The organism is Streptomyces sp. Ru73 (assembly GCF_002920575.1).
Classification (GTDB): domain Bacteria; phylum Actinomycetota; class Actinomycetes; order Streptomycetales; family Streptomycetaceae; genus Streptomyces.
Map to the genome: position 1 here is coordinate 1 of NZ_PQSQ01000048.1, position 13982 is coordinate 13982.

The window sequence follows — 13982 nt, forward strand, 5'->3', positions numbered from 1 at the left end:
GCGCGGGTCTCGGCGCGGGAGGCCCTGGTCATCCCCCTGCTGGAGGTCGCCGTGCTCGCGGTCGCCGGTCTGGAGCTCACCCGGGGCCGCCTCACGCCGGGCCAGGTGCTCGCGGCCGGCGAGTACGTGGTGCTCGCCACCGGGATCAGCGCGCTGGTGTCCTCGGCGAGCCGGCTGGCCATGGCCCGCGCGACCGCCGGCCGGGTGGCCGAGGTGCTCGCCGAACCCCCGGTGACGTACGGCGGCACCAGGCTTCCCGAGGGGCCGGGGGCGCTGGAGTTCCGGGGCGTCACGGCGCGCGGAGCGGGCGGTGACGGGCGGAGCCCCGGTGGCACCGTCCTGGCGGACGTGTGGCTGACCGTCCCCGGCGGGGCGCTGGTCGCGGTCGTGGGCCGGTCCGGGTCCGGGAAGTCCCTGCTGGCGGCGCTGGCCGGGCGGCTCGCCGACCCGGACGAGGGCGAGGTGCTGCTGGACGGCGTGCCGCTGCGGGATCTCGACCGGTCCGCGCTGCGCGGCGCCGTCGCGTACGGCTTCGAGCGGCCGGTGCTGCTCGGCGAGACGTTCGCCGACGCGATCGGCATGGGGCAGCGGACGGCCCGCGCCGACGAGGTGGTGCGGCAGGCCGTGGCGGCCCGGGCCGACGCCTTCCTCAGACGGTTGCCCCAGGGGTACCGGACCCGTCCGGCGGACGCCCCGCTCTCCGGCGGAGAGGTGCAGCGGGTGGGGCTGGCCCGGGCGTTCGTGCAGGCCGGCCGGGTACTGGTGCTGGACGACGTGGCCGCCAGCCTGGACACCGTCACCGAGCACCACATCAGCCAGGTGCTCACCGGCGCCCTGGCGGGACGCACCCGCCTCGTCGTCACCCACCGTGCGTCCACCGCGGCGCGGGCCGACCACGTGATCTGGCTGGACGGCGGCGGCGTCCGCGGGCAGGGCACCCATCGCGAGCTGTGGGCGCTGCCGGAGTACCGGGCCGCCTTCCGGCCGGACCCGCCCGGCGCCGGCCCCGGAACGGGCGCGGCCACGCGGACCGGGAGCGCGGCATGACGGGCGCGGCCGGACTGCTGCGGTCGTCGCTGCGCCGGCGGCGCGGGGAGTTCCTGCGGCTGGCCGGGTGGTCGCTGGTGCAGGCCGTGCCGGCGTTCCTCGCGGGGTGGGTGGTCGCCCGCGCGGTGGACGACGGCTTCCTCGCCGGCCGGGCCGGAGCGGGCTTCGCCTGGCTGGGGGTGCTGGCGGTGGCGGCCGGGGTCGGGGCCTGGGCGACGCGGCACGCGACGCTCGGGCTCGCGGCCGTCGTCGAGCCGCTCCGGGACGAGCTGGTCACGCTGGTGGCGTCGGGCACGCTGCGGCGGTCGGCGCGCGCTGACCGGCCGGCCGACACCGGCGGCGTCGCGCGCCTGACCGAGCAGGTGGAGATCGCCCGGGAGGCGTACGGGGCCGTGGTGATGTTCGTGCAGGGGTTCGCCGCGTCCGCTGTGGGTGCGCTGCTCGGCCTGGCGGCCCTGGACCCCGCCCTGCTGCTGTTCGTGCTGCCGCCGCTGCTCGTGGGGCTGGGGCTGTTCGCGGGGGCGCTGCGGGCGCTGGCCGCGCGCCAGCGGGACGTGGCGCTGGCCGACGAACGCGTCGCGGGGACCGCGAGCGAGGTGACCGGCGGGCTGCGGGACGTGGTGGCGTGCGGTGCGGAGGACGTCGTACGGGAGCGCGCGGGCCGGGACATCGACGCGTCGGCGCTGGCCACCCGGTCCCTGGCGCGCATGACGGCCGTGCGGACCGCTTCGCTGGCCGTCGGCGGCTGGCTGCCGCTCGTCCTCGTCCTGGCCGGCGCACCGTGGCTGGTGCAGCGAGGGGTGACGGCGGGTGCGGTGCTGGGTGCGGTGACGTACGTGTCGCAGGGCCTCCAGCCGTCGTTGCAGGATCTCGTACGGGGGGTCGGCGACAGCGGGCTGTGGCTGCTGGTCACGCTCGGCCGGATCGCGGAGGCGGCCGAGGGACCGCGGGCGGAGTCCGGGGACGGCCGGGCGCCCGCGGTGCCGCGGGACGCGGGGCTGGAGCTGCGCGGCGTCACGTTCGGGTACGCACGGGCGGCCGAGCCGGTGCTCGACGGGCTCGATCTCGCCGTGCGGCCGGGTGAGCACCTGGCCGTCGTGGGGCCGAGCGGGGCCGGGAAGTCGACGTTCACCGCGCTGGTGGCCGGAGTGCTCACGCCCCGGTCCGGTGACGTCCGGCTGGGCGGCGTACCGGTCGGCAGCCTGGACGGGGGGACGGCCCGGCACCGGGTGCTGATCCCGCAGGAGGCGTACGTGTTCGCGGGGTCGCTGTGGGAGAACCTCACGTATCTGGCGCCGGGCGTGCCGGTGGCGGCGGTGGACGCGGCGGTGGCGGAGGTCGGCGCCCGGCCGCTGGTGGAACGGCTGGGCGGGTACGGAGCGATCGTGACGCGGCAGGAGTTGTCGGCCGGGGAACGGCAGTTGGTGGCGCTCGTGCGGGCCTACCTCCCGCCGGCGGAACTGGTCCTGCTGGACGAGGCCACCTGCCATCTCGATCCGGCCGCCGAGGCGCGTGCGGAGGAGGCGTTCGCCCGCCGCCCGGGCACGCTGATCGTGTGCGCGCACCGGATAAGCTCGGCGCTGCGGGCCGACCGGATCATGGTGCTGGACGGCGCGCGGGCCGTGCTCGGCACGCACGAGCAGCTGCTGGCGGGGTCCGCCCTCTACCGGGATCTGGTGGGGCACTGGGAGGACGGGGGCGGCGGGGACCCGGCGCTCAGAGCCACCCCGACTCCCGGGCGATCCGGATGGCATCGATCCGGTTCCGTGCCCCGACTTTACGGGTGATGGCCGAGAGGTGGTTGCGGATCGTGCCCACGGACAGCGACAACCGGTCCGCGATCTCCCGGCCCGGGGTGCCGGCCGCGGCGAGCCGCAGGACTTCCCGCTCCCGGGGCGTCAGCGGGTCCTGCGCCGCGTCGAGCACCAGCAGCGCCAGGCCCGGGTCGATGTACCGCTGGCCACCGACGACCTTGCGGATGCCCTCGACGAGCCGGTCCGAGGGCGCGTCCTTCCCGATGAGGCCCGGCGGCCGCAGGGCCAGTACGCTGCGCAGCCGCTCCAGCGTCGGTGCCCCCGCCACCAGCAGCGTCCGGCACTCGGGGAGCCGCTCGCACAACGTGCCCGCGGTGGCGAGCGTCTCCTCCTGGTGCCCGTCGACGTCGATGACGACCACGTCGGGGCGGTAGGACAGCGCCCGCGCGAGGACCTGCCCGTTTCCCGCGGTCTGCGCGACGACCTCGATGTCCGCCTCGCGGGTCAGGAGTGCGGCGAGCGCTCCGCGCATGAGCCCGTCTTCCTCGACGAGAAGGACCCGGATCACTGTCGCTCCCTGCTGTCCGACCTGTCTCCCGCCTCCCCATGAGGAATTATCTCCGGGTCTGTCCGCATCTGCCCGGCCGCTGGGCCACCCCGTGGATTTATTCGCGAAATCTTCGGGGACGGCGGAACCTCCGGCCGGGTCCGGCCGTTGTACAGAGTGAGGCCCCGCATCATCCCCCGTGTGCGGGGCCTCACCAATGCCGCCGGCCCCTGCCGGAACCGGCCCCGCCGCTACGCCTCGTCCTGGACCAGCCGTTCCAGCATGGTCTGGAAGTCCTCGTCCACGACCACCCGCAGCCCGTCCCCGTCCGGTTCACTCAGCCGGGTCATCGTGCCCCGGCGCCACCAGAACACGTTCGGTGTGATCGCGCCCGCCGCGTCCTCGTGCCCGGCAGCGGCGAACTGCGCCATCGCCTGGAGCGCCGGGATGACCTGGGCGTCGTGGATGCGGTGGAAGGCCAGCTGGTGCCGGAAGGGCAGCGCGACCAGCGCGCCGTCCGGCGTCAGCGGCGCGCCGGTCAGCCGTTCCGCCAGCTCGTCCAGGACCAGTACCCGGCTGGCGGTGAAGAAGGAGTCGCCGAGCACCACCTCGAAGGACGACCCGTCGCCGCGGCGGACCGTCTCGTGCCCCTCCACCGGCAGTGCCCGCAGGTTGTTCAGCGCCCGGATGCGCAGCTCGGCGACGTCCCCGATGTCCAGCAGCGAGTCCTCGCCGAGCATCTGCACGGCCTCGGGCAGGTCGAGCGCGAGCACCTCGCGCAGTCCGGGGGCGAGCGGGCGGGCGTACCGGAAGGACTCGGCGGCGGGCAGCGAGTCCTCGGCGACGACGCGCGGGAAGAGGCGGGCCCGCAGCTCGTCCTCGGACAGCGTCTCCAGCGGCTGGGGGCCGTCCATCGTACGGAGGACCTTGCCGACATGGTCCCGGATGAGCGCGGGCCAGGCCCGCTCGCCGCGCCGGTCGCGGTGGCAGACGGCGGCGAGGTTGCCGAGCCCGAACTGCCGGCCGCCCGAATCGGTGACCATGCCGGCGTAGACCGTCACCTCCAGGCCCTGCTCGGCGAAGGCCGACCGCACCTGGCTGCGGAAGATGCCGCCCTCCCGCTCGGAGAAGAAGCCGAACTCCCCGTCGCGCGGGGTGTCGCGCGGATCCCTCTTCGGTCCGCGGCGGAACAGGCCCATCTCTTCCTCTTCCTCCCGGCGACAGCCACGAATGCGCCGATGGTAGCCGTTGGCCGGTACCCGCTCGACCGGGCGTGGCGCCGTCCGGAGCACGTACCGGAGCCCGGCCGCCGGCCGTCCTCACGACCGGAATACGGGCTTCGGGATGCGCGGCGGGCGGCGGAGAGACAGCCTGGGGGTATGACCACACATCCACCGGTGATCGTGTATCCGCCCACCGGCGGCGGGCGGCGGGTGGCCATTCACGGCCAGATCGTGGGGCTCGCCCACGGGCGCGGGGACGTCGCGGAGTTCCTGCGCCGGGCCGGGCTGTCCGATGCCGAGGAGATCCCGCTGGCGGATCCCGCACTCATCGAGTGGCGGGGCGGCGACCTGGATCACTGGCCCCGGGACGCGTGAGCCGGGCGCCCGTACGGGCGCAGGCGCGCTTCCTCAGTCGCTCTCCCCGGCCCGTTCCGTGTGCGCGCGGAGCGGGTCCAGGCGTTCGCGTACCCACAGTTCCACGTCGCCGACGTGGCGGCTGGCGGCGGTGAAGGCCGCCAGGCTGTCGCGGGCGCGCAGCGCGGCGTAGATGTCCATGTGCTGCTGGTGGGTCCAGGAGATGACGTCCGACTTGACCAGGGCACGCCAGATGCGGGCCCTGGCGGTGCGCTGGGTGACGGAGGAGACCAGGGACGAGAGGGTGCGGTTGCCGGCCGCGGCGACGATGTCCGCGTGGAAGGCGAGGTCCTCGCGGACCAGCTCCTCGGGGTCCTGGAGGGTGCGCATCCGCTCGATCCGCTCCAGCAGTCCGTCCAGCGCGGCGTCGTCGATGCGGGTGGCGGCCAGCGCGGTGGCGCCGGGCTCCATGACCTTGCGGCACTCCAGCATCTCGTCCAGGCCGGTGTCCTGGGCCAGGTCCAGGAAGCTGCCGAGGGCGCTGAGCAGCCGCTCCGGGTGCAGGTCGGTGACGAAGGTGCCGTCCCCGCGGCGTACGTCCAGCACCCCCGCCATGGCCAGCGCGCGGACCGCCTCGCGGAGCGAGGGGCGGGACAGCTCCAGCTCGGCGGCGAGCACCGCCTCCGGGGGGAGGCGGTGGCCGGGCGCGAACTCGCCGCTCTCGATGCGCTTGCGCAGCCGGCCGATGGCCTCGTCGACGACGCTGCCGCCGCCGGCGCCGCTCCCGTCGCCGCGGCCCGGCCGCTCTCTCTTGGTGGGCATGGACGTCAGGATGCCACTCGTCCGCCGCCGCTCCAGACGGGGCCGTCCGGGTAGCGGTAGGCGTCCAGCGTCGCGCGGCGGATGCGCGCGCTGTAGCCGGGCGCTTCGGGGACGAGGTAGCGGGAGCCGCGGGTCCGGACGGGGTCGTGGAAGTGCTCGTGGAGGTGGTCGACGTATTCGATGACGCGGTTCTCCATGGAGCCGCTGACCGCGATGTAGTCGAACACCGACAGGTGCTGGACCAGTTCGCACAGGCCGACGCCGCCGGCGTGCGGGCAGACGGGTACGCCGTGTGCGGCGGCGAGCAGCAGTGCGGCGACGGCCTCGTTGACGCCGCCGAGCCGGCAGGCGTCGATCTGGCAGATGCCGATGGCGTCGGCCTGCAGGAACTGCTTGAACATCACGGCGTTGTGGGCGTGTTCGCCGGTGGCGACGTGGGTGGGGCCGATCTGCCGGGCGATGGCGGCGTGGCCGAGGACGTCGTCGGGGCTGGTGGGCTCCTCGAACCACCAGATGTCGAACTCCGCCAGCGCCTTGGCCCAGTCGATCGCCTCCGCCACGCCGAGGGTCTGGTTGGCGTCGATCATGAGCCGGCGGTCGGGGCCGATGATGGAGCGGGCGATGCGGCAGCGCCGGATGTCGTCCTGGAGGTCGGCGCCGACCTTGAGCTTGACGGAGTCCCAGCCCGCGTCGACGGCCTCCTGGCAGAGCCGGGCGAGCTTGTCGTCGTCGTAGCCGAGCCAGCCGGCGCTGGTGGTGTAGGCGGGGTAGCCGTGTTCCCTTACGTACGCCTCGCGTTCGGCCCGGCCGGCGGCCTTCTCCTCCAGCATGGCCAGCGCGTCCTCGGGGGTGAGCGCGTCCTTGAGGTAGCGCCAGTCGACCAGGTCCACGATCTGTTGGGGCGTCATGTCGGCGAGCAGCTTCCAGACGGGCTTGCCGGCCTGCTTGGCGGCGAGGTCCCAGGCGGCGTTGACGACGGCGGCGGTGCCGAGGTGGATGGCGCCCTTGTCGGGGCCGAGCCAGCGCAGCTGGCTGTCGCCGAGCAGATGGCGGGAGAAGCCGCCGAGGTCGCCGGTGATCTCCTCGACGGTCATGCCGACGGCCCGTTCGGCGACCGCGCGCGCGGCGTGGACGGCGAGGTCGTTGCCGCGGCCGATGGTGAAGGTGAAGCCGTGGCCGTCGGGGACGTCGGCGCCGTCGGTCTTCAGGACGACGTAGGCGGCCGAGTAGTCGGGGGCCTCGTTCATGGCGTCCGAGCCGTCGAGGTCCCGCGAGGTGGGGAAGCGGACATCGATCGTCTCGGCATCGACGATACGGGCGGTCATCGGCGCTCACTCCTGTACGGGTATGCCGGTGCGGAGCGCTGGTCCCGTGAGCCGGGTCGCGGGGCAGCGCGCGACCAAGATGTCAGATGTCTTCGACGGCGACCAGACGTTTCACCGAGAAAAATTCCCAGTGTTCGGGGTATTGCTCGGGTGGACGACGGCTCGTACGGTCCAGCGGTCAGATGTCTCCCGAGGAGGTCGGATGAACGCGGCAACCACAGCGGACCGCGTGCGCCGGAAGGTCGCACGGCGCCTGCTCCCACCCCTGTTCCTGATGTTCGTCCTGAGCTTCCTGGACCGGACGAACGTGGCGCTCGTCAAGACCCACCTCGAGGTCGACGCGGGCATCGGCGCCGCCGCTTACGGCTTCGGCGCCGGCGTCTTCTTCGTCGGGTACGCGCTGCTCGGCGTGCCCTCGAACCTGGTGCTGCACCGCTGGGGCGCCCGCCGCTGGCTCGCCGCGCTGATGTTCGTCTGGGGCCTGCTGTCCTGCGCGATGGCGCTGACCTCGGGGCCGACCGGCTTCTACGTGCTGCGCTTCCTGCTCGGCGCCGCCGAGGCCGGCTTCTTCCCCGGCGTGATCCTCTACCTCACGTACTGGTTCCCGGCCGCCGACCGCGGGAAGGCGACCGGCATGTTCCAGTCCGCCGTGGCCGTCTCCAGCATCATCGGCAATCCGGTCGGCGGCTACCTCATCGGCCTGCACGGGCTGGCCGGACTCGACGGCTGGCAGTGGATGTTCGTGCTGGAGGGCGCCCCGACGGTGCTGCTGGCGCTGGCCGTGCCGTGGCTGCTCACCGACCGTCCCGAGGACGCGCGCTGGCTGACGGACGAGGAGAAGGCGCTGCTGGCCGCGCGGATCGAGGCGGACCGGCCGGCTGAGGACGCGCATCCGCCGCGCCGTGTGCGGGAGATCGTGGGCGACAGCCGCGTACTGCGCCTGATGTTCGTGTACTTCGCGATCCAGATCGGGGTCTACGGGGTGACCTTCTGGCTGCCCGCGCTGGTCGGCCGGATCAACGGCCTGGACGACGTCGGCATCGGCCTCGTCTCCGCGCTGCCCTGGGTGTGCGCGCTGCTGGGCGTGCTGGTCCTGCCCTGGTTCTCCGACCGCAGCGGGAACCGGCGCGGCCCGCTCCGCCTCGCCCTGATCCTGACCGCGGCGGGCCTGGTCGGCGGGGCGCTGCTGCCGCCGGTGCCCGCCGTTGCGGCCCTGTGCGTCGCCGCGTTCGGCTTCCTCGGCGCCCAGCCGGTCTTCTGGACCGTGCCGCCGACGATCCTCACCGGCGTGCAGATGGCCGGCACCATCGCCCTGATCTCGGGCTTCGGCAACCTCGGCGGCTTCCTCGGCCCGTACGTCATGGGCGTCACCGAGTCGGCCACCGGCTCCGGTACCAACGGCCTCTACGCCATCACCCTGATCGTCGCCGCCGGTGCCGCGGTCGTCACCGGCTTCCGCTGGGCCGGCCTGCGCGCCGCGCCCGCGGCGTCCCACCCGACCGACAAGGAGGACCTCACCGATGACCCGCATCGTGCGCTTCGCTGACACCACGGGCACCGTCCGCACCGGGCTCGCGGACGCGGACGGCGCGATCCGCGCCCTCCCCGGCACCCCGCGCCTCGCCGACCTCCTGCACCGCACCGTGGCCGAACTGCGGGCGCTGGCCGAGAAGACGGCGGCGCGCGAGCCGGACACCACCGAGACCGAAGTGCTCCTGCTGCCGCCGGTGGACGGACTGACGGAGGTGTGGGCGGCCGGCGTGACGTACGAGCGCTCGCGGGAGGCGCGGATCGCGGAGAGCACCGAGCAGTCGGTGTACGAGCGGATCTACGACGCCGAACGTCCCGAGCTGTTCTTCAAGTCCGTGCCGTGGCGCGTCGTGACGGACGGCGAGCCGATCGCCGTACGGGACGACTCCGCGCTGAACGTGCCCGAGCCGGAGCTGGCGCTCGTCCTGAACCGGCATGCCGAGACGGTGGGTTACCTGGTCGCCGACGACGTCAGCTCGCGCTCCATCGAGGGCGAGAACCCGCTGTACCTCCCGCAGGCCAAGGTGTACGCGGGGAGCACGGCGCTCTCCGCGGGCATCGTGCCCGCGTGGGAGATCGGCGATCCGACGGCCCTGAAGATCGCCATGACCGTGCAGCGGGGCGGGGTGGCCGCGTACGAGGCGGCGACCTCCACCGCCGCCTTCCACCGCACCCCGCAGGACCTCGTGCACCACCTCTTCCACGGCCAGCCGTTCCCGGACGGCGCGGTGCTCTCGACGGGGACGGGCATCGTGCCGGAGCTGGACTTCACGCTGCGGGAGGGCGATGTGGTGGAGATCGTCATCGACGGCGTGGGCCGGCTGGCCAATCCGGTCCGCACCGGCCGGGCCCCGCTGGACTGGCTGACCGAGTCGCTGACCGACCCGTGGGTGCGGCTGGCGCACCGGAGCGGCTGAGCCGGACCGGCACCGGGCGCGGCGGCCCGGCGGCCGGCGAACGGGGCGTCAGGCCGGGGGCCCGGCCGGGAGCACCGCCTGGGTCTGGGTGGTGCGGGCGATGTGCCGGCCGCGGTCGTCGTGCAGGTCGGTCTCGACGACGATGCTGGTCCGGCCGGTGTGCAGCGGACGCGCCGTCGCCCGGACCGCCCCCTCGCGCACGGCGCGCAGGAAGTTGGTCTTGGACTCCAGCGTCGTGGTGGTGGTGTCCGGCGGCAGGTTGAGGAAGGCGCAGACCGCGCCGACGGAGTCGGCGAGCGCCATCAGCGCGCCGCCGTGCAGGGCGCCGCCGAGCGTGGTCAGCGCGGCCGAGTGGTCCAGGTGCCCTTCGACGGCGTCCGGTGCGGCGGCGTCGATCCGGACGCCCAGGGTGACGGCGAGCGGCATGGCCGCGAGCAGCTGCTCGGTGGTGTACGCGGCGCGTGTGGTCATGGGGCGATGCTAGACCGGCGATTCCCGGCTACGGCCCGAAATGACCGTGCTGGGTGGGGTGTTGGGCCCGGTCGGGCTCCTGCTCCGACTGTGCCGCGTCGTCCGCGCACCCCGCCGTCCGCAGCACCGCGTCGGCCGCGTCGGTGTGGAACAGGGACCGGCCGGCGGCGATGCGGGACTGCCGGGGCGGGCCTTCGGGGGTCAGGTCGGCGAGGGCGCGCAGCAGGTCCGCCGGTCCGTGGGCGAGGGTCGACAGGCCGGCTTCGGCCATCCGTTCGGCGCCGGCCGCGCCGTGCCCGGGGATCGGGCGGTAGCTCACCACGGGCAGCCCGGCGGCCAGCGCCTGCGCCGCGGTCTGTCCCGCCGCGTTCTCCACCAGCGCCCCGGCCGCCGCCATCAGGGCCGGTACGTCCGCCACCCAGCCGAGCGCCACCGTCCCCGGCACCCGGCCGATCCGGCGGCGCAGCGAGCGGCTGCGGCCGCACATCACGACGGGGAGGTAGCCGCCGTCGCGGAGCAGCGCGGCCGTGCGGGCCAGGTGCGAGGCGACGCCCCAGGCGCCGCTGGACAGGAGGACGGGGGTGCGGCCCGGGGCCCGTTCGGCGAACCGGCGGGCGAAGGCGGCGGTACGCGCCGGGTCCGGCGGGGCGCGGAACGCGGCGGGCACCAGGGGCCCGACCGGTTCGGCGCCCCGGCCGCCGAGCCGGCGGACGTCCTCGGCGGTCTGCCGGGTCGGGCAGAGGTGCGCGTCGTTGGCGGGATGCAGCCACTGGCGGTGGACGGCGAAGTCGGTGACCACCACGATGCCGGGGCAGCGCAGTGCGCCTGCCTCCCGGAGGCGGCCGGTGACCTGTGCGGCCAGGTGGAAGGTGGCGAGTACGGCGTCGGGCCGCTCGCCGGCCAGCCGCCGCCGCAGCTCCCGGGCGGCGGGCGCGACGACGGGCGAGGTGTCGGGTCCCGGCTGCGGTCCGCCGGGCCCGCCTGCCGGGCGGGGGACGAAGTAGGCGCGGTAGATGGCCTCGTAGAGCGCGGGCGCGTACCGGATCGTAGTGGCGTAGAAGCCGCGCAGCGCGGTGCCGGCGCCGGCGGGGAGCAGGTCCAGGACGTCGAGGGTGGCGACGCGGTGGCCGCGGCCGGTCAGCCGGTGGGCCAGCTCGCCCGCCACCGCGTGGTGGCCGGCCCCCATGCCGGCGCTGAGGATGACGAATCGTCCGCCCATGTGTGCACGCCCCCGGTCCGGATGCAAAACGCGAGCATTTCCCACCGTACGCGACCATACTGGGCGGCATGCGCATCGACCGTCCTCCGACCGGGCCCGCCGCGTGGCAGGCGGCGGCAGCGGCCGCGACAGCGGCGGCCGCGCTGCACATCGGCCCGGCCGGGACCTGGCTGCCGCCCGTACGCAGACTGCTCTTCCCCGGCCTGGACGGACAGGGCCATCCGGGCCATGTCGCCCTCACCTTCGACGACGGGCCCGATCGCGCGAGCACGCCGCGCTTCCTGGAGGCGCTGGACGGCCTGGGCGTACGGGCGACCTTCTTCCTGCTGGGCTCGGCGCTGACCGAGGCGCCCGAGCTGGGGCGGGAACTGGTGGCGCGCGGGCACGAGGTGGGGCTGCACGGCTGGGACCACCGCAGGCCGTGGTGGCCGGGGCCGGTGCGCGAACTGCGCGAGCTGCGCCGGGCCGTCCGCGCGGTCACGGACGTCTGCGGGACCCGGCCACGGTGGTACCGGCCGCCGTACGGCATCCTCACCGGCGGCCGCTGGGCCGCGGCGCACCGGCTGGGGCTGCGGACCGTGCTGTGGTCGGCGTGGGGCCGGGACTGGACGGCGGGCGCCTCTGCGGAAACGATCGTGCGGACCGTGCAGCGCCGGCTGGAGGGCGGCGCGACGGTACTGCTGCACGACAGCGACCGCACCTCGGCACCCGGCTCCTGGCGCGCCACGCTGCACGCGCTGCCCGCGCTGGTGCAGCACTGCCGCCGGCAGGGCCTCACCGTGGGCCCGCTGCGCGACCACGGAACCGACGACACGGTGCGACGGCTCCAATGAGGGCAATTGCCCGGATCATCACGAAATCCGTGGCATGCTGGTGAGGATGTCGGAGCCCGTGTCCGCGTCCGGCCCGGGGCACGGACACCGGTGCCGAGGGTGAGTAGCGTCCCGGAGGAGGTCTCCTGTGGAAGCCACGGGACCACTGCCGCACAGCCCTGTGCTCCCCGAGGGCCTGCCGGGCCCGCACGGCCCCGTACGGCCGGTGCATCCGGCCGGGGCACCGGTCGCGCTGATCACCGGCGCCTCGTCGGGCATCGGCGCCGCCGTGGCCACCCGGTTCGCCGCCGAGGGCGGCTGGCGGCTGCTGCTGAACGGCCGTGACGAGGACCGGCTCGGCCGCGTCGCGGCCCGCTGCGACGCGACACCGCTGCCGTACGACCTGAGCGACCCCGCCGCCTGCGGAGAGCTCGCCGACTCCGCCGTGGCAGCCGCCGGCGGCGTGGACGTACTGGTCGCGGGGGCCGGCGTCGGCTGGGCCGGGCCCTTCACCGCCATGCCGCCCGCCGCGATCGACGAGGTACTGGCGGTCGACCTGGCCGCCGTCGTCCACCTCACCCGCCGGCTGCTCCCCCACATAGTGCGCCGGGACCGCGGACACCTGCTCTTCGTGGGGTCGATCGCGGGCGCCGTCGGCGTGCGCGAGGAGGCGGTGTACTCGGCGGCCAAGGCGGCGGTCGCGGCCTTCGCCGAGAGCCTGCGCTACGAACTGGCCGGTACCCGCGTACAGGTGTCCGTCGTGGTGCCCGGCGCGGTGAACACCCCCTTCTTCGCCCGCAGAGGCCAGCCCTACCAGCGCTCCCGGCCCCGGCCGATCGCCGCCGCGCGGGTCGCCGACGCCGTCTGGGGCGCGGTGGCGCACGAGCGCAGCGAGGTGTTCGTGCCCGGCTGGCTGCAGCTCCCCGCCCGCTTCAAGGGCCTCGCCCCCGCCTTGTTCCGGCGGCTGGCCACGCGTTTCGCCTGAGGGACCGACCGCCGCGTCCTCCGGGGAGGACGACCGAGGAAGGACGTCGTGCTGAGTTACCTCCTGGCCGTGCTCGCCGCCTGCGCCAACGCGGCCGCCTCGGTGCTGCAGCGGCGCGCGAGCCGGGACCTGCCGAGCGAGGACAGCCTGCGGCCGCGGCTGATCCTGCACCTGCTGAGCCGTCCGGTGTGGTTCGCGGGATTCCTGTGCGTGATCCTGGGCTTCGTGCTGCAGGCGGCCGCGCTGGCGACCGGCAGCCTGTCGGTCGTGCAGCCGATCCTGGTCGTGGAGCTGCCGGTGACGCTGCTGCTGGCGTCGTGGGTGTTCCACGCCCGGCTGCACCACCGCGAGTGGCTGTCGATCGTGGGCATGACGGTGGGGCTGGCTGCCCTGCTGTACTTCCTCGCGCCCGCGGCCGGGGCGGGCCAGGAGGCCGGCTGGAAGGCGTGGACGGTGGGCGTCGCCGCCAACCTCCTGGTCGTGGTCGCCGCCGTGGAGTGGGGCCGGCGTGCGGCGCCCGGGGTGCCCGGCGGGAGCAGCCGCAGGGCCGGGGCGTTCGGCGTGGCGGCCGGCTGCCAGTTCGGGCTGACGGCCGCCTTCATGAAGGGCGCGATGAGCCACGGCGAGGAGGGCGTCGGGGCGGTGTTCGCGACCTGGCAGCTCTACGCGATGGTCGCGGCGGGCATCCTCGCGATGTTCCTGCTCCAGTCGGCGCTGCACGCGGGCAATCTGCTGGCCGCGCAGCCGGGGCTGACGCTCTCCGACCCGATCGTGGCCATTCTGTGGGGCTCCTTCGCCTTCGCCGAGACCGTACGCGGCGGCTGGTACGTCGTACCCGCGGTGGCCGGCGGCGTGCTGATGGCCTTCTCCGCCGTGGTACTGACCCGTTCTCCGCTGCTGAAGGGGGAAGAGGCACTGATCGAAGCGGACCGGATGGCACCTGCCGGGCCCCCGCCGCCGTCCCGGTGAGCCGGCC

Annotated in this window: 14 protein-coding genes; 8 read left to right on the plus strand and 6 right to left on the minus strand. The window is 74.8% G+C overall.

Going from position 1 to position 13982, the window contains the following annotated elements:
* Positions 1-1047 (plus strand): ABC transporter ATP-binding protein (locus C3486_RS20675; protein WP_146075023.1); only part of this gene is annotated, 1047 nt, incomplete at its 5' end.
* Positions 1044-2834 carry an ABC transporter ATP-binding protein gene (locus C3486_RS20680; protein ID WP_103834273.1) on the plus strand — a complete coding sequence of 597 codons (1791 nt, stop codon included), beginning with the start codon at positions 1044-1046 and terminating at the stop codon, positions 2832-2834. The genes C3486_RS20675 and C3486_RS20680, both read left to right, overlap by 4 nt.
* Here C3486_RS20680 and C3486_RS20685 read toward each other — a convergent pair.
* Both C3486_RS20685 and C3486_RS20690 read right to left on the minus strand, forming a co-directional pair.
* Positions 2764-3369, minus strand: coding sequence for a response regulator transcription factor (locus C3486_RS20685; protein ID WP_103834229.1), 606 nt, complete (start codon positions 3367-3369; stop codon positions 2764-2766). The two genes, C3486_RS20680 and C3486_RS20685, sit on opposite strands and share 71 nt — an antisense overlap.
* Before the next feature lie 230 nt (positions 3370-3599).
* Entirely contained in the window at positions 3600-4547 is a 948-nt protein-coding gene (locus tag C3486_RS20690; protein WP_103834230.1) for a hypothetical protein, read from the minus strand.
* A gap of 180 nt (positions 4548-4727) precedes the next feature.
* Between C3486_RS20690 and C3486_RS20695 the strand changes: the two genes are divergently transcribed.
* Positions 4728-4946, plus strand: a complete 219-nt coding sequence (locus C3486_RS20695; RefSeq protein ID WP_103834231.1) for a hypothetical protein — start codon at positions 4728-4730, stop codon at positions 4944-4946.
* A gap of 33 nt (positions 4947-4979) precedes the next feature.
* Here C3486_RS20695 and C3486_RS20700 read toward each other — a convergent pair whose 3' ends face one another.
* Both C3486_RS20700 and C3486_RS20705 read right to left on the minus strand, forming a co-directional pair.
* Positions 4980-5747, minus strand: a complete 768-nt coding sequence (locus tag C3486_RS20700) for a FadR/GntR family transcriptional regulator (RefSeq protein ID WP_103834232.1) — start codon at positions 5745-5747, stop codon at positions 4980-4982.
* 5 nt (positions 5748-5752) lie between these two features.
* Entirely contained in the window at positions 5753-7072 is a 1320-nt protein-coding gene (locus C3486_RS20705) for an enolase C-terminal domain-like protein (RefSeq protein WP_103834233.1), read from the minus strand.
* Positions 7073-7274: 202 nt separating this feature from the next.
* Between C3486_RS20705 and C3486_RS20710 the strand changes: the two genes are divergently transcribed.
* Positions 7275-8618, plus strand: coding sequence for an MFS transporter (locus C3486_RS20710; protein ID WP_181138624.1), 1344 nt, complete (start codon positions 7275-7277; stop codon positions 8616-8618).
* On the plus strand, positions 8593-9519 hold the full coding sequence (locus tag C3486_RS20715; RefSeq protein ID WP_103834235.1) for a fumarylacetoacetate hydrolase family protein: 927 nt from the start codon (positions 8593-8595) through the stop codon (positions 9517-9519). The genes C3486_RS20710 and C3486_RS20715 overlap by 26 nt, the downstream gene beginning before the upstream one ends.
* A 48-nt stretch (positions 9520-9567) precedes the next feature.
* Here the strand turns inward: C3486_RS20715 and C3486_RS20720 are convergent, their stop codons facing one another.
* The gene (locus C3486_RS20720; RefSeq protein ID WP_103834236.1) at positions 9568-9990 is read right to left on the minus strand and encodes a PaaI family thioesterase; all 423 of its coding nucleotides are present in this window, start codon (positions 9988-9990) and stop codon (positions 9568-9570) included.
* Positions 9991-10018: 28 nt separating this feature from the next.
* Complete coding sequence (locus C3486_RS20725; protein ID WP_103834237.1) at positions 10019-11209, minus strand: galactosyldiacylglycerol synthase; 1191 nt, start codon at positions 11207-11209, stop codon at positions 10019-10021.
* A 68-nt stretch (positions 11210-11277) separates the two neighbouring features.
* On the opposite strand from C3486_RS20725, the gene C3486_RS20730 reads away from it, so the two are divergent.
* The 3 genes from C3486_RS20730 (at position 11278) to C3486_RS20740 (ending at position 13975) form a co-directional block, all read left to right on the plus strand.
* The gene (locus tag C3486_RS20730) at positions 11278-12042 is read left to right on the plus strand and encodes a polysaccharide deacetylase family protein (protein WP_103834238.1); all 765 of its coding nucleotides are present in this window, start codon (positions 11278-11280) and stop codon (positions 12040-12042) included.
* Positions 12043-12169: 127 nt separating this feature from the next.
* Complete coding sequence (locus C3486_RS20735; RefSeq protein ID WP_103834239.1) at positions 12170-13006, plus strand: SDR family oxidoreductase; 837 nt, start codon at positions 12170-12172, stop codon at positions 13004-13006.
* 48 nt (positions 13007-13054) lie between these two features.
* Positions 13055-13975, plus strand: a complete 921-nt coding sequence (locus tag C3486_RS20740) for a DMT family transporter (protein WP_103834240.1) — start codon at positions 13055-13057, stop codon at positions 13973-13975.
* Positions 13976-13982 lie beyond the last annotated feature (7 nt).